At 73.5% G+C, this 21,486-nt stretch carries 21 protein-coding genes; 17 read left to right on the top strand and 4 right to left on the bottom strand.

Annotated elements, in window-relative coordinates; genetic code table 11:
• Nucleotides 1-8: 8 nt before the first annotated feature.
• Entirely contained in the window at nucleotides 9-719 is a 711-nt protein-coding gene (locus ACFVQ3_RS04255) for a prepilin peptidase (protein WP_387635474.1), read from the bottom strand.
• 180 nt (nucleotides 720-899) lie between these two features.
• On the opposite strand from ACFVQ3_RS04255, the gene aroC reads away from it, so the two are divergent.
• The 3 genes from aroC to aroB are packed head-to-tail and all read left to right on the top strand — an operon-like array spanning nucleotide 900 to nucleotide 3,887.
• On the top strand, nucleotides 900-2,117 hold the full coding sequence (gene aroC / locus ACFVQ3_RS04250; protein ID WP_387635472.1) for a chorismate synthase: 1,218 nt from the start codon (nucleotides 900-902) through the stop codon (nucleotides 2,115-2,117).
• A gap of 1 nt (nucleotide 2,118) precedes the next feature.
• On the top strand, nucleotides 2,119-2,691 hold the full coding sequence (locus ACFVQ3_RS04245; RefSeq protein ID WP_387635470.1) for a shikimate kinase: 573 nt from the start codon (nucleotides 2,119-2,121) through the stop codon (nucleotides 2,689-2,691).
• On the top strand, nucleotides 2,688-3,887 hold the full coding sequence (aroB, locus tag ACFVQ3_RS04240; protein WP_387635468.1) for a 3-dehydroquinate synthase: 1,200 nt from the start codon (nucleotides 2,688-2,690) through the stop codon (nucleotides 3,885-3,887). Before ACFVQ3_RS04245 ends, aroB begins: the two co-directional genes overlap by 4 nt.
• Nucleotides 3,888-4,001: 114 nt before the next feature.
• On the opposite strand, the gene ACFVQ3_RS04235 is transcribed toward aroB, so the two are convergent.
• From ACFVQ3_RS04235 to ACFVQ3_RS04225, 3 genes are read right to left on the bottom strand one after another with little or no spacing between them, the layout of a single operon-like run.
• The gene (locus ACFVQ3_RS04235) at nucleotides 4,002-4,826 is read right to left on the bottom strand and encodes a glycerophosphodiester phosphodiesterase (protein ID WP_387635465.1); all 825 of its coding nucleotides are present in this window, start codon (nucleotides 4,824-4,826) and stop codon (nucleotides 4,002-4,004) included.
• Nucleotides 4,823-5,992 carry an alpha/beta fold hydrolase gene (locus tag ACFVQ3_RS04230; RefSeq protein WP_387635462.1) on the bottom strand — a complete coding sequence of 390 codons (1,170 nt, stop codon included), beginning with the start codon at nucleotides 5,990-5,992 and terminating at the stop codon, nucleotides 4,823-4,825. Before ACFVQ3_RS04230 ends, ACFVQ3_RS04235 begins: the two co-directional genes overlap by 4 nt.
• 17 nt (nucleotides 5,993-6,009) lie before the next feature.
• A complete protein-coding gene (locus tag ACFVQ3_RS04225) occupies nucleotides 6,010-7,476 on the bottom strand; it encodes an MFS transporter (protein ID WP_387635460.1) in 1,467 nt (488 codons plus the stop codon).
• Nucleotides 7,477-7,670: 194 nt separating this feature from the next.
• Between ACFVQ3_RS04225 and ACFVQ3_RS04220 the strand changes: the two genes are divergently transcribed.
• The 14 genes from ACFVQ3_RS04220 to mihF all read left to right on the top strand — a co-directional run bounded on the left by ACFVQ3_RS04220 (nucleotide 7,671) and on the right by mihF (nucleotide 21,485).
• Nucleotides 7,671-8,117: a type II 3-dehydroquinate dehydratase gene (locus tag ACFVQ3_RS04220; protein WP_387635457.1), complete on the top strand. Its 447-nt coding sequence runs from the start codon at nucleotides 7,671-7,673 to the stop codon at nucleotides 8,115-8,117.
• Between the two features lie 88 nt (nucleotides 8,118-8,205).
• Entirely contained in the window at nucleotides 8,206-8,820 is a 615-nt protein-coding gene (locus ACFVQ3_RS04215) for a hypothetical protein (RefSeq protein WP_387635455.1), read from the top strand.
• Nucleotides 8,817-9,428 carry a hypothetical protein gene (locus ACFVQ3_RS04210; protein WP_387635453.1) on the top strand — a complete coding sequence of 204 codons (612 nt, stop codon included), beginning with the start codon at nucleotides 8,817-8,819 and terminating at the stop codon, nucleotides 9,426-9,428. Before ACFVQ3_RS04215 ends, ACFVQ3_RS04210 begins: the two co-directional genes overlap by 4 nt.
• Before the next feature lie 198 nt (nucleotides 9,429-9,626).
• The gene (efp, locus tag ACFVQ3_RS04205; RefSeq protein ID WP_387635450.1) at nucleotides 9,627-10,190 is read left to right on the top strand and encodes an elongation factor P; all 564 of its coding nucleotides are present in this window, start codon (nucleotides 9,627-9,629) and stop codon (nucleotides 10,188-10,190) included.
• A gap of 1 nt (nucleotide 10,191) precedes the next feature.
• Entirely contained in the window at nucleotides 10,192-10,608 is a 417-nt protein-coding gene (gene nusB / locus ACFVQ3_RS04200) for a transcription antitermination factor NusB (protein ID WP_138824391.1), read from the top strand.
• A 346-nt stretch (nucleotides 10,609-10,954) separates the two neighbouring features.
• Nucleotides 10,955-11,611, top strand: coding sequence for a bifunctional pyr operon transcriptional regulator/uracil phosphoribosyltransferase PyrR (pyrR, locus tag ACFVQ3_RS04195; protein WP_387635447.1), 657 nt, complete (start codon nucleotides 10,955-10,957; stop codon nucleotides 11,609-11,611).
• Complete coding sequence (locus ACFVQ3_RS04190; protein ID WP_387635445.1) at nucleotides 11,608-12,621, top strand: aspartate carbamoyltransferase catalytic subunit; 1,014 nt, start codon at nucleotides 11,608-11,610, stop codon at nucleotides 12,619-12,621. The genes pyrR and ACFVQ3_RS04190 overlap by 4 nt, the downstream gene beginning before the upstream one ends.
• The gene (locus ACFVQ3_RS04185) at nucleotides 12,618-13,964 is read left to right on the top strand and encodes a dihydroorotase (protein WP_387635442.1); all 1,347 of its coding nucleotides are present in this window, start codon (nucleotides 12,618-12,620) and stop codon (nucleotides 13,962-13,964) included. The genes ACFVQ3_RS04190 and ACFVQ3_RS04185 overlap by 4 nt, the downstream gene beginning before the upstream one ends.
• Nucleotides 13,961-14,524 (top strand): hypothetical protein, encoded by a 564-nt coding sequence (locus ACFVQ3_RS04180; protein WP_387635439.1) that lies wholly within the window; start codon nucleotides 13,961-13,963, stop codon nucleotides 14,522-14,524. The genes ACFVQ3_RS04185 and ACFVQ3_RS04180 overlap by 4 nt, the downstream gene beginning before the upstream one ends.
• Nucleotides 14,521-15,774 carry a glutamine-hydrolyzing carbamoyl-phosphate synthase small subunit gene (gene carA, locus ACFVQ3_RS04175; RefSeq protein WP_387635436.1) on the top strand — a complete coding sequence of 418 codons (1,254 nt, stop codon included), beginning with the start codon at nucleotides 14,521-14,523 and terminating at the stop codon, nucleotides 15,772-15,774. Before ACFVQ3_RS04180 ends, carA begins: the two co-directional genes overlap by 4 nt.
• 3 nt (nucleotides 15,775-15,777) lie before the next feature.
• Complete coding sequence (carB, locus tag ACFVQ3_RS04170) at nucleotides 15,778-19,125, top strand: carbamoyl-phosphate synthase large subunit (protein WP_387635434.1); 3,348 nt, start codon at nucleotides 15,778-15,780, stop codon at nucleotides 19,123-19,125.
• Nucleotides 19,122-20,006 (top strand): orotidine-5'-phosphate decarboxylase, encoded by an 885-nt coding sequence (pyrF, locus tag ACFVQ3_RS04165; protein ID WP_387635432.1) that lies wholly within the window; start codon nucleotides 19,122-19,124, stop codon nucleotides 20,004-20,006. Before carB ends, pyrF begins: the two co-directional genes overlap by 4 nt.
• A gap of 142 nt (nucleotides 20,007-20,148) precedes the next feature.
• Nucleotides 20,149-21,045, top strand: coding sequence for a tyrosine-protein phosphatase (locus ACFVQ3_RS04160; RefSeq protein WP_387635430.1), 897 nt, complete (start codon nucleotides 20,149-20,151; stop codon nucleotides 21,043-21,045).
• 128 nt (nucleotides 21,046-21,173) lie between these two features.
• Nucleotides 21,174-21,485: an integration host factor, actinobacterial type gene (gene mihF, locus ACFVQ3_RS04155; RefSeq protein WP_030151369.1), complete on the top strand. Its 312-nt coding sequence runs from the start codon at nucleotides 21,174-21,176 to the stop codon at nucleotides 21,483-21,485.
• The last annotated feature ends 1 nt before the right edge of the window (nucleotide 21,486 follow it).

Raw genomic sequence — 21,486 nt, 5'->3', positions numbered from 1 at the left:
GTCGGGGCTCACCCGAGCAGCAGCGCCTCGCCCAGCACCGCCGGGCCGCACACCACCCCGACCAGCGCCCCGGCGAGCATGAACGGTCCGAACGGGATCGCGGTGCGTCGTCCTGCCCGCCGTGCGGCGAGCAGGACGACGGCCCAGGCGCCGCCGAGGAAGAAGGCTGCGCTCGCTCCCACGGTGAGCTCGGCCCACCCGCACCCCGCGAGCAGCGCGCCGATCAGCCCGGCGAGCTTCACGTCGCCGAAGCCCAGCCCCGACGGGGCGAGGGCCAGCACGAAGTACGCGCCGTAGAGCCCCAGACCGCCGGCCAGGGCACGCACGAGCGTGCCGCCGTCGGGCCCGAGGACGCTCGCCAGCGCCAGCAGCACCGCCAGCAGCGGGTAGGAGGGCAGGACCAGGGCGTCCGGGAGGCGGTGCGTGCGGGCGTCGATCACTGCGAGAGCCGACCCCACGAGCGCGAGGTACCCGGCCGCGGGCGCCAGCGTGACGGGCTGCCCCACGCTCAGCATCCCCGTGACGGTCGCAGGCACGGCCACCGCCGCCACCGTGACGATTGCGCGACGGTGCGGGCGGACCTCGGACACGGCCCGGCGCCAGGCCCGGGCCAGGTGCCCGGCCGACAGTTCCGCCGCTCCGACCCCGACCGGGCCCGTCGTCGCGGAACCGTCCTGCCCCGGCGCGTCGACCGGACCGCCGCCCCCTGCGTTCGTCACGCGGCGAACCTAGCGCAGCGCGCTGCACCGTGGCAGGCGTCGTCCACAGGCCCGCCGCCTCGCCCGCGCCGTCCGCCCCGCCTGAGCCGTCCACCGGCCCCGGCGGGACGCGCGCGAGGCGGCGGTCCGCACTGCGGGCGGGTTCGGGGGCGCGCCGCGTGACGTGGGAGGATTCTCCTCATGCTTCGTTGGTTGACATCGGGTGAGTCGCACGGTCCGGCGCTGGTCGGCATCCTGGAAGGGCTGCCCGCAGGGGTCGAGCTCGTGACGAAGGACGTGCAGGACGCGCTCGCGCGCCGCCGCCTCGGGTACGGGCGCGGTGCGCGCATGAAGTTCGAGCAGGACGAGGTCCGCATCCTCGCGGGCCTGCGCCTGGGCCTGACGCAGGGCGGGCCGCTCGCGATCGAGATCGCCAACACCGAGTGGCCCAAGTGGGTCGACGTCATGAGTGCGGACCCCGTGCCCGCCGAGGCGCTGCAGGTCGACGCCGGGACGGGTGACGTGCGGGAGATCGCCCGCAACCGTCCCCTGACGCGCCCGCGCCCCGGGCACGCCGACCTGATCGGCATGCGCAAGTACGCGTTCGACGACGCCCGTCCGGTCCTGGAGCGCGCCTCGGCGCGCGAGACCGCGACCCGCGTCGCGCTCGGGGTGGCCGCCGCCAGGTTCCTCGAGCAGGCCGTCGGGATCCGCCTGGTCTCGCACGTCGTGGGCATCGGCACGGTCGACGTCCCGCAGGACGCGGCCCTCCCGCACCCCGACGACGTCGCGCGCCTCGACGCCGACCCGGTGCGCTGCTTCGACGCTGCCAGCTCGGCGGCGATGGTCGCCGAGATCGACGAGTGCCACAAGGACGGCGACACCCTCGGTGGCGTGGTCGAGGTCCTGGCGTACGGCGTCCCGTCGGGGCTCGGCACCTACGTGCAGTCCGACCGCCGCCTCGACGCGCGCCTCGCTGCCGTCCTCATGGGCATCCAGGCCATCAAGGGCGTCGAGGTCGGCGACGGCTTCCGCACCGCGCGCCGTCGCGGCTCGCAGGCCCACGACGAGATCGTGCGCGGCGAGGACGGGCACCTGCACCGCCTGAGCAACCGCGCCGGCGGCGTCGAGGGCGGCATGTCCAACGGCGAGGTGCTGCGCGTCCGCGCCGCCATGAAGCCCATCTCCACGGTGCCGCGCGCCCTCGCGACGGTCGACGTCGCGACGGGCGAGCCCGCCAAGGCCCAGCACCAGCGCTCGGACGTGTGCGCCGTGCCGCCCGCAGCCGTCGTCGCCGAGGCCATGGTCGCGCTCGTCCTCGCCGAGGCCGTCCTGGAGAAGTTCGGCGGTGACTCGGTCTCCGAGGTCCGCCGCAACGTCGAGGGCTACCTCGCGTCGGTCCCCGAGCTGCTGCGCTGAGATGACCACGAGCAGCGGCCCGCGCGTCGTCCTCATCGGCCCTCCCGGCAGCGGCAAGTCCACCGTCGCGCACGTCCTGGCCGAGCGCCTGGGCCTCGCGGCACGCGACACCGACAGCGACGTGGAGACCCTCGCGGGCAAGACCGTCGCAGACGTCTTCCTCGAGGACGGCGAACCGCACTTCCGCGACCTCGAGCGCGAGGCCGTGACCCAGGCGCTCGCGGTCCACGAGGGAGTCCTCGCGCTGGGCGGCGGCGCCGTCCTCGACGAGCACTCCCAGGCCGCCCTCGAGTCCTACTCGGTCGCGGGGGGCACCGTGGTCTTCCTCGACGTCTCCCTCGCCCACGCCGGGCCGCGGGTCGGGTTCAACCAGGCGCGCCCCCTGCTGCTCGGCAACCCCCGGGCCAGGTGGCAGGCGCTCATGGAGCAGCGCCGCCCCGTCTACGAGCGGCTCGCCACGGTGCGGGTCGTGACGGACGCGCGCACCCCCCGCCAGGTGGCCGGGGAGATCGAAGCAGCACTCGGCGGCGCGTCCCACGACGCCCCGGCCGACCAGACGAGGAGCGAGCAGTGAACGACCAGCAGACGACCGGGACCGACGGGTCGTCCGGCGACGCCTCCACCACCGGCGCCGCACCGGCGACGACGGCCCGCGTGCGCGTCGAGGGCGCCCAGCCCTACGACGTCCTCATCGGGCGCCACCTGCTCGGTGAGCTGCCCTCGATGCTGGGCCCGGACGTGCGCCGCGTCCTCGTGATCCACCCGGCCGCGCTCGCGACGTCAGCGGACACGGTCCGCGAGGACCTGCTCGCGGTCGGCTACGAGGCGTACATCGCCGAGGTCCCGGACGCCGAGGAGGCCAAGACCGCGCAGGTCGCGGCGTTCCTGTGGCAGGTGCTCGGCCAGGCCGACTTCACGCGCAGCGACGCGATCGTCTCGGTCGGCGGCGGCGCCACGACCGACCTCGCGGGCTTCGTCGCCGCGACCTGGCTGCGCGGCATCAAGGTCGTGCACGTCCCGACGACGCTGCTTGCCATGGTGGATGCGGCCGTGGGCGGCAAGACGGGCATCAACACGGCCGAGGGCAAGAATCTCGTGGGCGCGTTCCACCCGCCCGCGGGTGTCCTGTGCGACGTCGCGGCCCTCGAGTCCCTGCCGAAGTTCGACTTCGTCGCGGGCCTCGCGGAGATCGTCAAGACGGGCTTCATCGCCGACCCGCGCATCCTCGAGCTCGTCGAGGAGAACGTCGAGGAGCTCAAGAGCTGGGGCGGCGCCGAGGTGCCGGCCTCGACGTGGGCCGTGGTCGTCGAGCTCATCGAGCGTTCCGTCGCGGTCAAGGCACGGGTCGTGGGCGAGGACCTCAAGGAGGCCGGCCTGCGCGAGATCCTCAACTACGGGCACACCCTGGGCCACGCGGTCGAGCTTACCGAGCGCTACGCGTGGCGCCACGGCGCGGCTGTGTCGGTCGGGATGGTCTTCGCGGCCGAGCTCGCACGCCTCGCGGGCCGCCTCGACGACGAGACCGTGGACCGCCACCGCGCGATCCTCGGCAGCCTCGGCCTGCCGCTGACCTACCGCGGCGACCGCTGGGAGCAGCTCCTGTCCGCGATGCGCCGCGACAAGAAGTCGCGCGGCGACATGCTGCGCTTCGTCGTGCTCGACGGCCTGGCCAAGCCCGGGCGCCTCGAGGGCCCGGACCCGGCGCTGCTCGCGGCCGCGTACGCCGAGATCTCGATCGACGCGCCCCGCGGTGGCCCGATCGCCCTCTGACGCGCCGCAGTCGGGCCGTCGCGCCGGCACGGGTCACGGCCCGCCTCCCCGTCCGGGGAGGCGAGCCGTTCGTCGTCCGGCCTCGTGACGCCGGGCGGGAGGAGGCAGCAGCCGTCAGCCCCAGCGGCCCCGCGCGGCCAGCACGTCGCGCAGCAGGTCCGCCCGATCGGTCACGATGCCGTCCACACCCAGGTCCAGCAGGCGTGCCATCTCGACCGGGTCGTTGATCGTCCACACGTGCACCTGGCGACCGGCGGCGTGCGCGGCGGCCACCGTCCGGGCGTCCACGACGCTCACGCGTCCGTGGGCCACGGGGACCTGCAGGCAGTCCGCGCCCCGCAGCGCCCACGAGGCCAGGGAACCGAACGGGCCTCGGGGAGCACCCGCCCGGGCAGCGAGGAGGAACGTCGCGACCTCGCTCGTCCCGGTCGAGGTCGCCACGGGCCGGTCCAGGAGCGCGACCGTCCGACGGCGCCGGCCGGGGGAGAAGGACGTCACGCACACGCGCTCGTGCGCCCGGGTGCGCTCGATCGCGCGCGCGACCGGCCCGACGGCAGAGTCCGCCTTGACGTCGATGTTGACGCGCAGGTCAGGCCAGGTCCCCAGGACGTCCTCCAGGAGCGGCACGGGCTCGACCCCGCCGATCCGCGCCCGCCGCACGGACTCCCAGGGCAGGTCCGCGACCAGACCCGTGCCGTCGGTCGTACGGTCCAGGCTCGCGTCGTGCAGGGCGACAGCGACGCCGTCGGACGTCGCGTGCGCGTCGGTCTCGACGTACCCGAAGCCCAGCGCCCGGGCCGCGGCGAACGCCGCGAGCGAGTTCTCCAGCCCGTCCCGGGAGAAGCCACGGTGCGCGAGCGCCACGAACCCGGTGGGGGAGTCGAGGTAGGGGTGGTGCCAGGTACCCGGGCGTCCGCCGCGGGCGTCAGGGCGGCTCACGGGGCGTTACCCGCAGCGCGCCCGTCGCCCTGCCCGTCGCTCTGGCCCACCCGGTCACCGAGCCAGCCCAGCACCGCGTCCAGGTAGGCGCGCCGCGGACCGTCCGCCGACAACGTCAGGTCGTGCACCCCGCCGTCGAACGCCCGGACCGTCACGTCCGCCCCCGCACGCGGGGCGAGCCGCTCGATCTGGGCGACGTCCAGGACCGTGTCCTGCGCGTCCAGCAGGGGGTTCGCCAGGTCGTCCGGCCCGGAGTGCGCGCTGTGGGCGACCAGCACGGGACACGCCACGTCCAGACCCCGCGCGAGGCGTGCCTGCCCCTGCCGCACCGCACGCAGCCACCCCGCCCGCACCGGCAGCCCGTCGGGACGCTTGAGCGTCGGGTCGAACTCCCACCGGCCCCCGTTCGCGGCCAGCAGGTGCGCCGCGTACGCCGACGGAGCGGCGCTCAGCACCGCGAGCGGAGACCACGGCCCGACGGCGTCGAGCACCCGGGTGGCGATCGTCCGGTTCAGCCAGCTCGAGTCGAGGTCGAGGAACGGCGAGTCCAGCACGAGCGCGTCGACCAGCCCCTGACCGCGGTGGGCGTGCGCCCACAACGACGCCACGAGACCACCCGTCGAGTGCGCGTGCACGACGACCGGCAGCCCCGGGTGCAGCCCCCGGACCGCAGCGACCGCGACCGACAGGTCCGTCGCGGGCTCCCGCAGGTCCTCGACAAAGTGTGGGACCTGCCCCGGACGCCACGACCGACCCGCGCCGCGCAGGTCCACCGCGAAGAACGCGTAGCCCGCGTCCTCGACCGCCCGCGCGAGGTGCTCCTGGAAGAAGTAGTCGTTGTACCCGTGCACGTGCAGGAAGACACCACGGTGGGTACCTGTGGCGAGCGTCCCGGGCCGAGGCACTCGCCGCACGAGGGTCGCGACGGGTGCAGGGACCGCCTGGGCCGTCGCGGGCCCAGGGTCCGCATCACGGTCCGCGGCGGCGCTCGCGGCCCGGCGGGGCAGGGGCGGGACGAGCGAGAGGAGTCCGTTCCGCGCCGCGGGCGGGGGCCCACCCGTCGCCAGGGTCGCGGCCTCGAACCCGGCGAGCAGGGGGTCGGGCGCCCACGGCAGCGCGGTGCCGTCCGTCCCTGCTGTGCCTGCTGTGCCTGCCGTGCCTGTCATGACCGGCTCCACCTTCCTCAGACCTCCGTGCTCGCCGATCCTGCCGTCCCCGCGGGCACTGCCGCGAGGTCCTTGCCGCCGTCGACGCCGTCCCCGGCGGGGAAGCGCACGAACAGCATGAGCACGAGGCCCACGAGGATCACGGCGACGATCCCCAGGATGCCCCAGTACTGCTGGCCGGACACGGCGACCATGGTCGCGAACGCCATGGGGGCGAGGAAGCTCGCCGCGCGCCCCGTGGTCGCGTACAGGCCGAACGCCTCGGCCTCACGGCCCTCGTCGCTGATCCGTCCGAGGAGCCCGCGGCTCGCGGACTGGGCCGGGCCGACGAACGCGCACAGCAGCAGGCCCCACAGCCAGAAGACGCTCGCGCCGCCGTCGTGCTGGACGAAGACCGCGGTGCCGGAGATCACGAGGCCCACGAGCGAGGCGAGGATCACCCGACGCGGGCCGATCCTGTCGTCGAGCCAGCCCGCGGCGATCGTGGACAGGCCCGCGACGACGTTCGCCGCGATCGCGAACACGATGACCTCGCTCGCGCTGAAGCCGAACGTGCCCGACGCGATCACGGCGCCGAACGTGAAGACGCCCGCCAGGCCGTCACGGTAGACGGCGCTCGCGACGAGGTAGCCGAGCGTCGAGCGGCGCGTGCGCCACAGGTGCACCAGGTCGCGGCCGAGCTTGCGGTAGGCGCCCACGACGCCGATCGGGGTCGACCCGCCGCGGCGCGGCGACTCGGGGACCGCGAGGAGCACGGGGATCGCGAACACCGCGAACCACACGGCGGACAGCAGGACGCTGACCCGGATGTCCATGCCGTCGGCGCCCGTGATCCCGAACCAGCCCACCTCGGGGTTGATGAATCCGACGAACAGCACGAGCAGCAGGACGATCCCGCCGACGTACCCGGCGCCCCACCCGATGCCGCTGATGCGCCCGATCGTGCGCGGCGTGGAGATGTCGAGCAGCAGGGCGTTGTACGCGACCGAGGCCAGCTCGAAGAAGACGTTGCCCGCCGAGAGCAGCACGACGCCCAGGATCACGGCGTCGGACAGCGACCCGGGGGTCGGCTGGACGAAGAACATCGCGACCATGGCCGCGACGGTCGCCGCGGTGTTGACACCGAGCCACACCTTTCGCCGACCGGAGGCGTCCGCGAGCGCCCCGAGCGCGGGGGCGAGCAGCGCGATGAGGGCCCCGGCGATGGTGAGCCCCCAGCCGAGCCATGCGGTGTGGTCGGCCATGACGGCCTGGGGGTCGCCGGCGCCGGCCTCGACGAACGCGTCGCTCGTGATCCAGCGCGTGAAGACGAAGGTCGTGACGACGGCGTTGAACGCGGCCGACCCCCAGTCCCACAGGGACCAGGCGAGGACCTGGCGACGCCCGACAGCAGGACGTGGCGCGGGGGAGCTGCGGCCCTCGTCGGGGGTCCCGGTGGCGTCGTGGTCGGGTGTGGCGGGGGTCACGTTCGTGTGATCTGGCACGCGCGCATCGTAGACCGTCCGGCGGGCGGGTTGGTGAACACGGGGCGGCCGGCCGGGTGGGCGGGCGCCCGCTCGCCGAGTGTGCAGTTCGGGCTGTCATGCGCGGCGATCGACAGCCCGAACTGCACACTCGGCGCATTCCTGTGCGCGGACGGTCGCCGCGGGGGCGACCGTGGCCCCGCTAGGCTTCCCGCATGACTCGTGTCCTCATCCTCAACGGTCCCAACCTCGGTCGCCTGGGCGTCCGCGAGCCCGACGTCTACGGTGCGGCGTCCTACGCCGACCTGGTCGCGGCGGGGGAGCGGTGGGGGGCGGAGAACGGCCTGGAGGTCCAGGTGCGCCAGACGGACGACGAGTCGGAGCTCGTCGGGTGGCTGCACGGCGCGGTCGACGACGGCGCGCACGTGGTGCTCAACCCCGCGGCGTTCACCCACTACTCGTACGCCCTGCGCGACGCCGCGGCGCAGGTGACCAAGGCGGGCCTGCTGCTGGTCGAGGTGCACCTGAGCAACCCGGCCGCGCGCGAGGAGTTCCGGCACAACTCGGTCATCGGTGGGGTCGCGACGGGGACGGTGGCCGGCTTCGGGTTCGACTCGTACCGCCTGGCGGTGCTCGCGATCGTGTCGAGGCTCGCGGACTAGATCCCACCTGCTCAAGCCTGAGGCATTGATAACGGCTGATCAAGCCCCAGGCCTTGTGAGTGGCCTATCAACGGTCTACCGTGGAGGGATGTTCGTCCTGACCGTGGACCAGAAAGCCAGCACCCGCCGAGGAGACCTCGTGCCGGAGGTGCTGGCCGCGCTCGCGCCCTTCGACGCGCGTGACGGGGTCGTCATCGGCTTCGACCGCACCGTGGGTGACGAGATCCAGGCCGTGCTCGACGACGCCGCGCTCGTCGTGGAGATCGTCCTCACCCTGGGCAGGTGGGGAGGCTGGAGCACGGGCCTCGGCATCGGGGCCGTGCTGCCGGGGCCGGGCGGGCGCCTGCCCGAAGCCTCGCGCGAGGCGTCCGGGTCCGCGTTCGTGCACGCGCGGGCCGCCGTCGAACGGGCCAAGACTCGCGGCACCCACGTCCCGCTGGCGGTCGAGGGGCCGGATCCGGCGGCGGCAGGGGAGGTCGAGGCGCTCCTGCGGCTCCTGCTCGCCGTGGGCGCCCGCCGCACCCCGGCGGGGTGGGAGGTCGTGGACGCGCTGGCGCGTGTGGGTGGCACTCAGAAGGATGTGGCCCGAGACCTCGGGATCAGCGAGCAGGCCGTGAGCCAACGGCTGCGCGCGAGCCTGTGGGCCGAGGAAGCGGCCGTCCGGCCGGTAGCGACGAGGCTCCTCCAGGAGGCGGACGCATGAGCTTCACCCCAGGGTTGGCCGTCGCAGGGGTCGTGGTGGCGACGCTCGTGCTGAGCGTGCTCGGCGGCATGCTCGTGACACCGTGGGTCCTGCGGGCAGCCGCCCGCCGATCGGAGGCGGAGGGGGAGGTCCCGCCCGTCCGGGACCCCGGGCCCGTCCCTCCGCCCCCGGGCCGCGTCGTCCCGGCCGCGGGGGCCGTCGTGGCGGCGAGCACTCCCGTGCCCCCTCCGCCCGCGGCAGGGCCGTCCGCACCGGCCCCTGCCACGCCCTCGGCGCCCAGCCCGTCCCACGTGCCCGCCGCGCCCGACCCGGCGACCGGTGCGACGCCGTCGGACCCTGGGGGGCCCGTGGGCACCGAAGCCGTCCAGACGCTGCGCGGCGGGACCTGGATCGGGATCCTCGAACGCCTCGCGATCACGGGCTGCCTGCTCGCCGGGTACCCGGCCGGGATCGCGGTCGTGGTCGCCATCAAGGGCCTCGGACGCTACCCCGAGCTGCGCGAGCACCCGGTCGGCGCCGAGCGATTCCTGATCGGCACGTTCGCCTCGACGATCTGGGCCGCGGGGACCGGACTGCTGGGCGCAGCGATCCTTGGACTCCTCCGGTAGACTGGACCGGGCCTTTCGCGGCCCCCGAGGACCCCGCTGCGCCTGAGCGCGCCGAGGTCGCCCCGGGGAGCCCGCCAGGGAAGGCCGGCTACCGCCAGGGCGCGCACCCGAACGTGTGCGCATCAGTGGCTCGCCCGCGGATCACGCGGTGAGGCACCCCGACGGCAGCACCATGACAACGCGACAGGAAGACCGAACGTGGCGACGACCAACGACATCAAGAACGGCACCGTGCTCAAGCTCGACGGCCAGCTGTGGACCATCATCGAGTTCCAGCACGTCAAGCCCGGCAAGGGTGGCGCCTTCGTTCGCACCAAGATGAAGAACGTCCTGTCCGGCAAGACCGTCGACAAGACCTTCAACGCCGGCCTCAAGATCGAGACCGCGAACGTCGACAAGCGCGACATGCAGTACCTGTACAAGGACGGCGACGACTTCGTCTTCATGGACACCTCGACGTACGACCAGATCACGGTCCCGGCCGCGACCGTCGGCGACGCCGCCGACTACATGCTCGAGAGCCAGAACGCGCTCGTCGCGACCAACGAGGGCGTCCCGCTCTACATCGAGCTCCCCCCGTCGGTCGTCCTCGAGATCACCTACACCGAGCCGGGCCTGCAGGGCGACCGCTCGACCGGTGGCACCAAGCCCGCGACCCTCGAGACCGGCGCCCAGATCCAGGTCCCGCTCTTCCTCGAGCAGGGCACCAAGGTCAAGGTCGACACCCGCGACGGCTCCTACCTGGGGCGCGTGAACGACTGACGTGGGTGCACGAACCAAGGCACGCAAGCGCGCGCTCGACGTCCTCTTCGAGGCCGAGCAGCGCCAGCTGGACCCGCAGACCCTCCTTGCCGACCGGGTCGTCGACTCGGGCACCCAGACCCCCCTGCCGCAGTACAGCGTGGACCTCGTCGAGGGTGTCCTGGCGCACCGTGAGCGGATCGACGAGCTGCTCGAGACCTACTCGCACGGGTGGACGCTCGACCGCATGCCCGCGGTCGACCGGGCGCTCCTGCGCATCGGCAGCTGGGAGATCCTCTACAACGACGACGTCCCCGACGCCGTCGCGATCGACGAGGCCGTCGACCTGGCCCGCGAGCTGTCCACGGACGACTCGCCGAGCTTCGTCAACGGCCTGCTGGCCCGTATCGAGGAGATGAAGCCGACGATCCTGGCCTGAGGCCGGGACGTCGTCGGGCGTCTCCCGGGCGCGCGGGCCCACGGCCCGCGTCCAGGTGACACCACGTGCCGTCGTGTGCCGGTCCCGCCCTCGCGGCGGGGCCGGCACACGTGCGTCCGGGCCGCGGGCCTCTGCCCTCGTTGCGTGGCCGGGGCGGGGCCGGGGCGGGGACCGGGCCCGCAGGCGCGGGCGCCGGACGCCCGGCGGCCCCCGGCGCCGCAGTGTGACCAACGACGCCCGTCCACCCTCCGAGAAGCACCGGGGCGGGGTCCGGGCGGGCGGTAGGGTGAAGGCGTCAGATTTCCTTTAAGGCCCGTCCAGTGAGGCGGGGAAGGAGGTCACCAGAATGAGTTCTGGGCCTGCTGTGCCATCTTCCGAACCGACCGTCACCCCCGAGGACCCCTCGGACGGCGTGACCACCGTTCTCGGTGAAGCCGAGATCGCGCGGGCACTGACCCGCATCGCCCACGAGGTCGTCGAGCGCAACAAGGGCGCGCACGACGTGGTCCTCCTGGGCATCCCGACGCGCGGCGTCCCCCTGGCCGAACGGCTCGCCGAGCGCCTCGCGACGATCGAGCCCGGCCTCGTGCCCGCGGACGTCGTCGGAGAGCTCGACGTCACGATGTACCGCGACGACCTCCACAAGCACCCCGTGCGGACCATCGGTGCCACGCGCCTGCCCGCGTCGGGCATCGACGGCAAGGTCGTCGTCCTGGTCGACGACGTGCTGTTCTCCGGCCGCACCATCCGCGCCGCGCTCGACGCGATCAGCGACATCGGCCGCCCCCGGGCGGTCCAGCTCGCCGCGCTGGTCGACCGAGGGCACCGCGAGCTGCCGATCCGCCCCGACTACGTGGGCAAGAACCTGCCCACGTCGCTCTCCGAGCGGGTGAGCGTGCGCCTCGTCGAGACCGACGGCGCACCCGCCGCGGGCGAGCCCGCCACCGACGCGGTCCTCATCAGCCAGCGGCCCACCTCCACCTCGAGCGAGGGCACCCGATGAAGCACCTGCTGTCCACCGCTGACCTTGCGCGCGCCGACGCCATCCGCATCCTCGACACGGCCGCCCAGATGGCCGCCACGCAGTCGCGCGAGATCAAGAAGCTCCCGACGCTGCGCGGTCGCACGGTCGTCAACCTGTTCTTCGAGGACTCGACGCGCACCCGCATCTCGTTCGAGACCGCGGCCAAGCGTCTGTCGGCCGACGTCATCAACTTCTCGGCCAAGGGCTCGAGCGTCTCCAAGGGCGAGTCCCTCAAGGACACGGCCCTCACGCTCCAGGCCATGGGCGCCGACGCGGTCGTGATCCGCCACCAGGCATCGGGTGCGCCGCACACGCTCGCGCACGCGGGCTGGGTCGACTCCGCCGTCGTCAACGCGGGCGACGGGATGCACCAGCACCCGACGCAGGCGCTGCTCGACGCCTTCACGATGCGCCGCCACCTCGTTGGGCGCGGCGCCGCGGGCGCGTCGGTCGCGGGGGACCCGACCGGCCAGGACCTCGCAGGTCTCAGGATCGCGGTCGTGGGCGACGTGCTGCACTCGCGCGTCGCGCGCTCGAACGTCCACCTGCTGCACACGCTCGGCGCGCAGGTCACCCTGGTGGCACCGCCCACGCTCGTGCCCGTGGGCGTCGAGACGTGGCCGTGCGAGGTGTCGTACCACCTCGACGAGGTCCTCGCCGAGACCGCCCCCGACGCCGTGATGATGCTCCGCGTCCAGCGCGAGCGCATGAGCGGCTCGGGCGCCGGCGGGGGAGCGTTCTTCCCCAACCCGCTCGAGTACACGCGCAACTACGGGCTCGACGGGCGCCGCCTGGCGCTCCTGCCGGACCACACGATCGTCATGCACCCCGGCCCCATGAACCGTGGCCTGGAGATCTCCGCCGAGGCCGCCGACTCACCGCGCGCGGTGATCGTCGAGCAGGTCGCCAACGGCGTGGCGGTCCGCATGGCCGTCCTCTACCTGCTCCTCGCGGGCGACGCATCGAAGGAAAGGGCTGGACTCGAATGAGCGAGCAGACCACGAACCCCACCTACGTCCTGCAGGGCGCGGCCCCGCTGGGCGCCGACCCGGTCGACCTCGTCCTCGCGGGCGGCGTCATCACCGAGGTCCGCGCGGCGAACAGCCCCGTGGCGGACGACGAGACGGCCGTCGACGCGACCGGCCTGGTCGCCCTGCCCGGCCTCGTCGACCTGCACACGCACCTGCGCGAGCCGGGCCGCGAGGACGCCGAGACCATCGTCTCGGGCACGCGCGCCGCGGCCGTGGGCGGTTTCACGGCCGTGCACGCCATGGCCAACACGACCCCGGTCGCGGACACCGCGGGCGTCGTCGAGCAGGTGTGGCGCATCGGGCGCGACGCGGGCTGGGTCGACGTCCACCCGGTCGGCGCGGTCAGCGTGGGCCTCGAGGGCCACCAGCTCGCCGAGCTCGGCGCCATGGCGGACTCGGCCGCGCGCGTGCGCGTCTTCTCCGACGACGGCAAGTGCGTCTGGGACCCGATCCTGATGCGCCGCGCGCTGGAGTACGTCAAGGCGTTCGACGGCGTCGTGGCCCAGCACGCGCAGGAGCCGCGCCTCACGGAGGGCGCCCAGATGAACGAGGGCGTCGTGTCGGCCGAGCTCGGCCTCGCGGGCTGGCCCGCGGTCGCCGAGGAGGCGATCATCGCGCGTGACGTGCTGCTCGCCGAGCACGTGGGCTCGCGCCTGCACGTGTGCCACCTGTCCACGGCCGGCTCGGTCGAGATCATCCGCTGGGCCAAGGGCCGCGGGATCGACGTCACGGCGGAGGTCACCCCGCACCACCTCGTCCTGACGGACGAGCTCGCCCGGGACTACGACCCGACGTTCAAGGTCAACCCGCCGCTGCGCACCGCTGCCGACGTCGAGGCCGTGCGCCAGGGGCTGGCGGACGGCACGATCGACATCGTCGCGACCGACCACGCGCCGCACACGCGCGAGGACAAGGACTGCGAGTGGGCTGCGGCCGCGTTCGGGATGACCGGTCTGGAGACGGCGCTGAGCGTCGTGCAGCAGACCATGGTCGACCCGGGTCGCATGACCTGGGCCGACGTGGCCCGCGTCCTGTCGGCGGCGCCCGCGCGCATCGGCCGCATCGACGAGGGCCCGACGGCGCAGGGTCGCCCCCTCGAGGTCGGCGAGCCCGCCAACGTGGTCCTCGTGGACCCGGCGGCCCGCCGCGTGGTCGACGGCCGCTCGCAGGCCACGGCCAGCACCAACACGCCTTTCCACGGCTACGAGCTCCCGGGCCGTGTCGTCGCGACGTTCCTGCGCGGTCGTGCGACCGTCCTGGACGGCGCGCCCGTCGAGCAGGTCGCGGGGGTCCGCTCGTGAACCTCCCCCTGCCCGTCGCGGTCGGCATCTGGGTCGTCATCGGCCTCGTCCTGCTCGCCGTCGTCTTCGTGGGGCTCAAGCGCCTGACGACCCGCACGGCCCAGACCGTCCCGGCCCCGCCCGCCGTCCCGGACGGCGACCTCGGCGAGGTCGTCGCCGGACCGCTCACCGCGGTCTACGTGTCCAGCACCCTCGCGGGGGACTGGCTCGCGCGCGTCGGGGCCCACCGGCTCGGCTTCCGGTCCAACGCGACCGTGACCGTGCACCGCGGCGGAGTCCTGATCGCCCGCCAGGGTGCGCCGGACCTGTTCGTGGCCGCGAGCGCCCTGGAGGCCGTCGCGCTGGCCCCGGGCATGGCGGGCAAGTACGTCGGCAAGGACGGCCTGGTCGTGCTGACGTGGACGGTGCCCGCTGCCGGGGACGCCCCTGCCACCCGCTTGGATACTGGACTCCGGACCCAGCTCGCCCCGGACCGTGCCACCCTCCTGAACGCAGTCCGCGAGCTTCTTCCCGCCGCCGACAGCGCACCGAACGACGACTCGAAGGAGCCGCAGCAGTGAGCATCTCGACCCCCAGCACGGACGCCCTGGACACCGACCGGACCGCGGTCCTGGTCCTCGAGGACGGGACGACCCTGACCGGTCGCGCCTACGGGGCCCGCGGCACGACGTTCGGCGAGATCGTCTTCAACACCGGCATGACCGGCTACCAGGAGACGTTGACCGACCCGTCCTACCACCGGCAGATCGTCGTCATGACGGCCCCCCACATCGGCAACACCGGGGTCAACGACGACGACCCCGAGTCGCGCAAGATCTGGGTCAGCGGCTTCGTGGTGCGCGACCCTGCGCGCCGCCCGTCGAACTGGCGCTCGGCCGGCTCCCTGACCGACGAGCTCGTCGAGCAGGGGGTCGTCGGGATCAGCGACGTCGACACGCGTGCGCTGACCCGCCACCTGCGCGACCGTGGCGTGATGCGCGCCGGTGTCTTCTCGGGCGACGCGCTGGTGCGTGAAGGCTACCGGCGCCCGGTCGAGGAGCTCGTCGAGCTCGTGCGCTCGGCCCCCGCGATGGCCGGGGCGGACCTGGCCCGCGAGGTCAGCACCCCCACGGCCTACGTGGTCGAGCCCTCGGGGGAGTTCGCCGGCAAGGAGCCGCTCAAGACGGTCGTTGCGGTCGACCTCGGCATCAAGTCGATGACCCCGCAGCGCCTGTCGGAGCGTGGCATCCGCGTGCACGTCGTGCCCTCGGCGTCGACGATCGAGGACGTCCTGGCCCTTCAGCCCGACGGCGTGTTCTTCTCGAACGGCCCGGGCGACCCGAGCGCCGCGACGCACGAGGTCACGCTGCTGCGCGAGGTCCTCGACCGCCGCCTGCCGTACTTCGGCATCTGCTTCGGGAACCAGATCCTGGGCCGTGCGCTGGGCTTCGGCACGTACAAGCTCGCGTACGGCCACCGCGGCATCAACCAGCCCGTGATGGACCTCGCGACGCGCAGGGTCGAGATCACGTCCCAGAACCACGGCTTCGCGGTCGACGCCCCCATCGGGGAGCAGGCGACCGCGCCGCACGACGGCGGTCGCTACGGCCGTGTCGTCGTCTCGCACATCGGGCTCAACGACGACGTGGTGGAGGGGCTCGAGTGCCTCGACATCCCCGCGTTCTCGGTCCAGTACCACCCGGAGGCAGCCGCCGGCCCGCACGACGCCGCCTACCTCTTCGACCGCTTCCTCGACCTCATGACGTCCGGCGCGGCCTCTGCCGCCGGCCTCTCGGCCGCCACGCCGTCGACGTCCGCAAAGGAGAACTGACCAGTGCCTCGCAGAACTGACATCAACAGCGTCCTGGTCATCGGGTCCGGCCCGATCGTCATCGGCCAGGCCTGCGAGTTCGACTACTCGGGCACCCAGGCCATTCGGGCGCTCAAGGAGGAGGGCCTGCGGGTCGTCCTGGTGAACTCGAACCCGGCCACGATCATGACGGACCCGGAGTTCGCGGACGCGACGTACGTCGAGCCGCTGACGACCGAGGTCCTGACGACCATCATCGCCAAGGAGCGCCCGGACGCGGTCCTCGCGACCCTGGGCGGGCAGACGGCGCTCAACGCGGCGATCGCGCTCGACGAGGCCGGTGTGCTCGCGAAGTACGACGTCGAGCTCATCGGGGCGAACATCGCCGCGATCGAGAAGGGCGAGGACCGCCAGCAGTTCAAGGACGTCGTGGAGAAGTGCGGCGGCGAGTCGGCCCGCTCGGAGATCATCCACACGGTCGAGGAGGCCGTCGCGGCCGCCGACTCCCTGGGCTACCCCATGGTCGTGCGCCCGTCCTTCACGATGGGCGGCCTCGGCAGCGGCATCGCGTACGACGAGCAGGACCTGCGCCGCATCGTCGGCCAGGGCCTGCACTACTCGCCCACGACCGAGGTCCTCCTCGAGGAGTCGATCCTCGGGTGGAAGGAGTACGAGCTCGAGCTCATGCGCGACACGGCGGACAACGTCGTGGTGATCTGCTCGATCGAGAACGTGGACCCGGTGGGCGTCCACACGGGCGACTCGATCACGGTGGCGCCGGCTCTCACGCTCACGGACCGCGAGTTCCAGCGGCTGCGCGACATCGGTATCGCGGTCATCCGCGAGGTCGGCGTCGACACGGGCGGCTGCAACATCCAGTACGCGGTGCACCCGGAGACGGGGCGCGTCATCGTCATCGAGATGAACCCGCGCGTGTCGCGCTCGTCGGCGCTGGCCTCGAAGGCCACGGGCTTCCCGATCGCGAAGATCGCCGCGAAGCTGGCCATCGGCTACACGCTCGACGAGATCCCCAACGACATCACGGGCTCGACGCCCGCGTCGTTCGAGCCGACGCTCGACTACGTCGTGGTCAAGGTGCCGCGGTTCGCGTTCGAGAAGTTCCCCGCCGCGGACGACACGCTCACGACGACCATGAAGTCGGTGGGCGAGGCCATGGCGATGGGCCGCAACTTCACCGAGGCGCTCGGCAAGGCGCTGCGCTCGATCGACAAGGGCGGCGCGGTGTTCCACTGGGACGGCGAGCCCGTGTCGGGCGAGGCGCTCGACGCCCTGCTGGCGGAGATCGCCCGCCCCACGGAGGGCCGCCTGATCGCGACCCAGCAGGCGCTGCGCGCCGGGGCGAGCATCGAGCAGGTCTTCGAGGCCACCAAGATCGACCCGTGGTACCTCGACCAGATCCAGCTCGTCAACGAGGTCGCGGACGAGGTCGCGCGCGCCGACGCGCTGACGCGCGACGTGCTGGTCCAGGCGAAGCGTCACGGCCTGTCGGACGCGCAGGTCGCGAAGCTGCGCGGCATGGGTGCGGCGGGGGAGTCGACGGTCCGCGAGGTCCGGTACGCGCTCGACGTGCGCCCGGTCTACAAGACGGTCGACACGTGCGCGGCCGAGTTCGAGGCGAAGACCCCGTACCACTACTCGACGTACGACCTGGAGACCGAGGTCTCCCCGCGCGAGCGCCCGGCCGTCCTGATCCTGGGCTCGGGCCCGAACCGTATCGGGCAGGGCATCGAGTTCGACTACTCGTGCGTGCACGCGACGCTCGCCCTCAAGGGCGAGTACGAGACCGTGATGGTCAACTGCAACCCGGAGACGGTCTCGACCGACTACGACACCTCGGACCGCCTGTACTTCGAGCCGCTCACGTTCGAGGACGTGCTCGAGGTGTACCAGGCCGAGCTCGCCGCGGGTCCGGTCGCGGGCGTCATCGTGCAGCTCGGCGGCCAGACGCCGCTGGGGCTCGCGCAGCGTCTGGCGGACGCGGGCCTGCCGATCCTGGGCACCTCGCCCGAGGCGATCGACGCCGCGGAGGACCGTGGGGTCTTCGGCCGCGTGCTCGCCGAGGCGGGTCTGCCCGCGCCGGCGTTCGGCACGGCGACGTCGCTCGCCCAGGCCCGCGAGGTCGCCGAGGGCATCGGCTACCCCGTTCTCGTCCGCCCGTCCTACGTGCTGGGCGGGCGCGGCATGGAGATCGTGTACTCGGCGGAGCAGCTCACGGGCTACGTCGAGCGTGCGCTGCACGCCGCAGCGACCGACGACCGCACGACGACGGGCTCGCTGCCCGCACCGCTGCTCATCGACCGCTTCCTCGACGACGCCATGGAGATCGACGTCGACGCGCTCTACGACGGCACCGAGCTGTACCTGGGTGGCGTCATGGAGCACATCGAGGAGGCCGGCATCCACTCGGGCGACTCGGCGTGCGTGCTGCCCCCGGTGTCGCTGAGCGAGGCCGAGATCGAGCGCATCCGCCGCTCGACCGAGGCCATCGCCAAGGGCGTGGGCGTGCGCGGCCTGCTCAACGTGCAGTACGCGCTCGTCTCGGACGTCCTGTACGTCCTGGAGGCGAACCCGCGCGCCTCGCGCACGGTGCCCTTCGTCTCCAAGGCGACGGGCGTCTCGCTGGCCAAGGCCGCGGCCCGCGTCATGGTCGGCGAGACCATCGCCGACCTGCGCGCGAGCGGTGTCCTGCCCGCGGAGGGCGACGGCGGCCTGCTCGACATCGACTCGCCCATCGCCGTCAAGGAGGCCGTGCTGCCCTTCAAGCGCTTCCGCACGACCGACGGCGTCGTCGTCGACACGGTGCTCGGCCCGGAGATGCGCTCGACGGGTGAGGTCATGGGCTTCGACCGTGACTTCCCGCGCGCGTTCGCGAAGTCGCAGGCGGCGGCCTTCGGCGGCCTGCCGACCTCGGGCTCGGTCTTCGTGTCGGTCGCGGACCGCGACAAGCGCTCGATCGTCTTCCCGATCAAGCGCCTGACGGAGCTGGGCTTCGAGATCCTCGCGACCCAGGGCACCGCGGGTGTGCTGCGTCGCAACGGCATCCCGGCCACGATCGTGCGCAAGTTCTCGTCGGGCCGCGGCGCCGACGGCGAGCCCACGATCGTCGACCTCATCACCGAGGGCAAGGTCGACATGGTCATCAACACGCCGTCGGGCCAGGGCGCGCGTGCGGACGGCTACGAGATCCGTGCGGCCACGACCGCGGCGGACAAGCCGATCGTCACGACGACGCAGCAGCTCGCGGCCGCGGTCCAGGGCATCGAGGCGGTCCTCGCGGGCCCGTTCGACGTGTGGAGCCTGCAGGAGCACACGGCCGCCACGGCGGCGCGCAAGGCCGAGGCGGACGCGTGAGCGCTGTGAGCGCGGCGCGCCGTCCCTTCGGGGAGCGGCTCGCCGAGGCCATGGACGCGCACGGGCCGCTGTGCGTGGGCATCGACCCGCACCCGGGTCTGCTCGCGGCCTGGGGCCTGCCCGACGACGCCACGGGGCTCCGGGAGTTCGGCCTGCGGGTCGTGGACGCCGTGGGCGGGCAGGTCGCGGCGCTCAAGCCGCAGTCGGCCCTGTTCGAGCGGCACGGGTCGCGCGGTGTCGCGGCTCTCGAGGACGTGCTCGCGGCCGCGGCGGCGGCAGGTCCTTCCGGGACGCTGACGATCGTCGACGCCAAGCGCGGGGACATCGGCTCGACCATGGCCGGGTACGCGGACGCCTACCTGCGGGACGGGTCACCGCTCGCGGGCGACGCCCTGACCGTCTCCCCGTACCTGGGCTTCGGGTCCCTGACCCCGGCAGTGGAGGCGGCGCTCGCCACGGGGCGCGGACTGTTCGTGCTGTGCCTGACGTCGAACCCGGAGGGCGCGCAGGTCCAGCACGCCCGCACGGGGGCGGGGGTCGGCGTCCGGTCGGTCGCCGCCCGCATCGCCGCGGAGGCCGCGGCGGTCAACGAGGGGGCCGAGCCGCTCGGGTCGATCGGCCTGGTCGTGGGCGCGACGATCGGTGACGCTGCACGCAGCACCGGGGTGGACCTGCCGGCCGTCAACGGGCCGCTCCTGGCACCCGGGGTCGGGGCGCAGGGCGCGGGTGCCGCCGAGCTGGCCGCGGTGTTCGGCGACGCTCGCCGCCAGGTGCTCGCGTCCTCGTCCCGCGGCGTCCTCGCCGCCGGACCGGACGCCGCGTCGCTGCTCACGGCGGCGCGGACGGCCTCACGTGAGGCCGCTGACGCGCTGCGCGGCTGACGAGCCTCGTCCGAGCCCCGAGGGGGCGTCCACCGAGCCGGTGGGCGCCCCCTCGGGCGTCTGCGGGGGCAGCGGGGGAGCCGGCGACTCACCGGGGGGTCGGCACCGGGCCGTCGACCGCGCGGCCTGACAGACTCGTCCCATGACCTCCTCCCTCGCCGCCTCGGACCGGCAGACCCCCGACGCCCTCGACATCCCCGGCACCTGGAACGCGCGCGACGTCGGTGGCCGCGCCGTGCCTGCCGGTGCCACCGCCCCGCTGCGCACGGGTGTGCTCGTGCGGACGGCCAGCCTGTCGCGGTTGACCCCTGAGGGCGTGGCTGCGCTCGAGGCGTTGGGTGTGACGCTCGACCTCGACCTGCGCGGCGAGGACGAGGTCGCGCGTGACGGGCAGGACGTCGTCCCGGCGACCACGCGCGTGGTGCCGCGACGGATGGACCCGGGCGTCGGCGTCGGGCATGCGCTGGGCGGCGCCGACGAGCCCGCCCCCACCGGCACCCCGGGCCACGAGGGCGCAGACGACCCCACGACCGAGGAGCGCTCGGCGGACACGGCCGCGATGATCGGGCGCCTGCTCGGGGCGAAGGACCCGCAGGCGCTCGCACGAGCCATGATGCACGGCGTCTATGCGACGTTCGTCACGGACGACACGATCCGCCGGACCGTCGGGGCGGCCCTGGGGGACGTCGCCGAGGCCGACGGGACGGTCGTCGTGCACTGCTCGGCGGGCAAGGACCGGACCGGCTGGATCGTCGCGCTCGTCCAGCACGTGTGCGGCGTGGGCGAGGAGGACCGGCTCGCCGAGTACCTCGCGAGCGGCGCGGCCGTCGAGGGGCTCGCGGCCGTCGTCCCCCCGATCCCCGGCCTCGACAAGGACGCCCTGACGCCACTGCTGGGCGTCGAGCCGGAGTACCTCCAGGGCGCCTGGGCGCTCGCAGAGAAGGAGTTCGGGAGCATCGACGGCTACCTCGACGCGTGCGGCGCCGGGCCTGCGACCAGGGCGAAGATCGCCAGGAAGTTCGCTGCTCAGGGCGTGTGAACGTTGCCTGACCTGCCAGGTGTGGCTAGTTTCGAGGGTGTCGAGGTCGCCACCGGGGGCATCAGATCCGGTCGGCGGCCCCGGTGCACGTGTGGGCCCATCCGTCTGAGGACAAGTAGGTGACTTGCGTGGCACTACCATCCCTGACCCCCGAGCAGCGCGCGGCGGCACTCGAGAAGGCGGCCGAGGCCCGTCGGGTGCGGGCCGAGGTCAAGAACCGGTTGAAGCACTCCCAGGGCTCCCTCGCCGAGGTGATCGAGCAGGGGCGCACGGACGACGTGATCGGCAAGCTGCGCGTCGTCGCGCTGCTGGAGTCGCTGCCTGGCGTGGGTAAGGTGAAGGCCCGGGCGATCATGGAGGAGATCGGGATCGCCGAGACACGTCGTGTCCGCGGGCTGGGACCCCACCAGTCCGCGGCGCTCATCGAGAGGTTTGGCTGAC

It is taken from the genome of Oerskovia sp. NPDC057915, from assembly GCF_042887685.1.
In the GTDB taxonomy this organism is placed as follows: domain Bacteria; phylum Actinomycetota; class Actinomycetes; order Actinomycetales; family Cellulomonadaceae; genus Oerskovia.
This window is presented reverse-complemented; position numbering and strand designations above follow the sequence as displayed.

Bases quoted from the DNA above. Each gene is read 5' to 3' on its own strand.
- ACFVQ3_RS04220 (WP_387635457.1), top strand. From the start codon at position 7,671: ATGACTCGTGTCCTCATCCTCAACGGTCCCAACCTCGGTCGCCTGGGC.
- ACFVQ3_RS04185 (WP_387635442.1), top strand. From the start codon at position 12,618: ATGAGCGAGCAGACCACGAACCCCACCTACGTCCTGCAGGGCGCGGCC.
- aroC (WP_387635472.1), top strand. From the start codon at position 900: ATGCTTCGTTGGTTGACATCGGGTGAGTCGCACGGTCCGGCGCTGGTC.
- pyrR (WP_387635447.1), top strand. From the start codon at position 10,955: ATGAGTTCTGGGCCTGCTGTGCCATCTTCCGAACCGACCGTCACCCCC.
- ACFVQ3_RS04190 (WP_387635445.1), top strand. From the start codon at position 11,608: ATGAAGCACCTGCTGTCCACCGCTGACCTTGCGCGCGCCGACGCCATC.
- ACFVQ3_RS04245 (WP_387635470.1), top strand. From the start codon at position 2,119: ATGACCACGAGCAGCGGCCCGCGCGTCGTCCTCATCGGCCCTCCCGGC.
- ACFVQ3_RS04160 (WP_387635430.1), top strand. From the start codon at position 20,149: ATGACCTCCTCCCTCGCCGCCTCGGACCGGCAGACCCCCGACGCCCTC.
- ACFVQ3_RS04215 (WP_387635455.1), top strand. From the start codon at position 8,206: ATGTTCGTCCTGACCGTGGACCAGAAAGCCAGCACCCGCCGAGGAGAC.
- ACFVQ3_RS04210 (WP_387635453.1), top strand. From the start codon at position 8,817: ATGAGCTTCACCCCAGGGTTGGCCGTCGCAGGGGTCGTGGTGGCGACG.
- ACFVQ3_RS04230 (WP_387635462.1), bottom strand. From the start codon at position 5,992: ATGACAGGCACGGCAGGCACAGCAGGCACAGCAGGGACGGACGGCACC.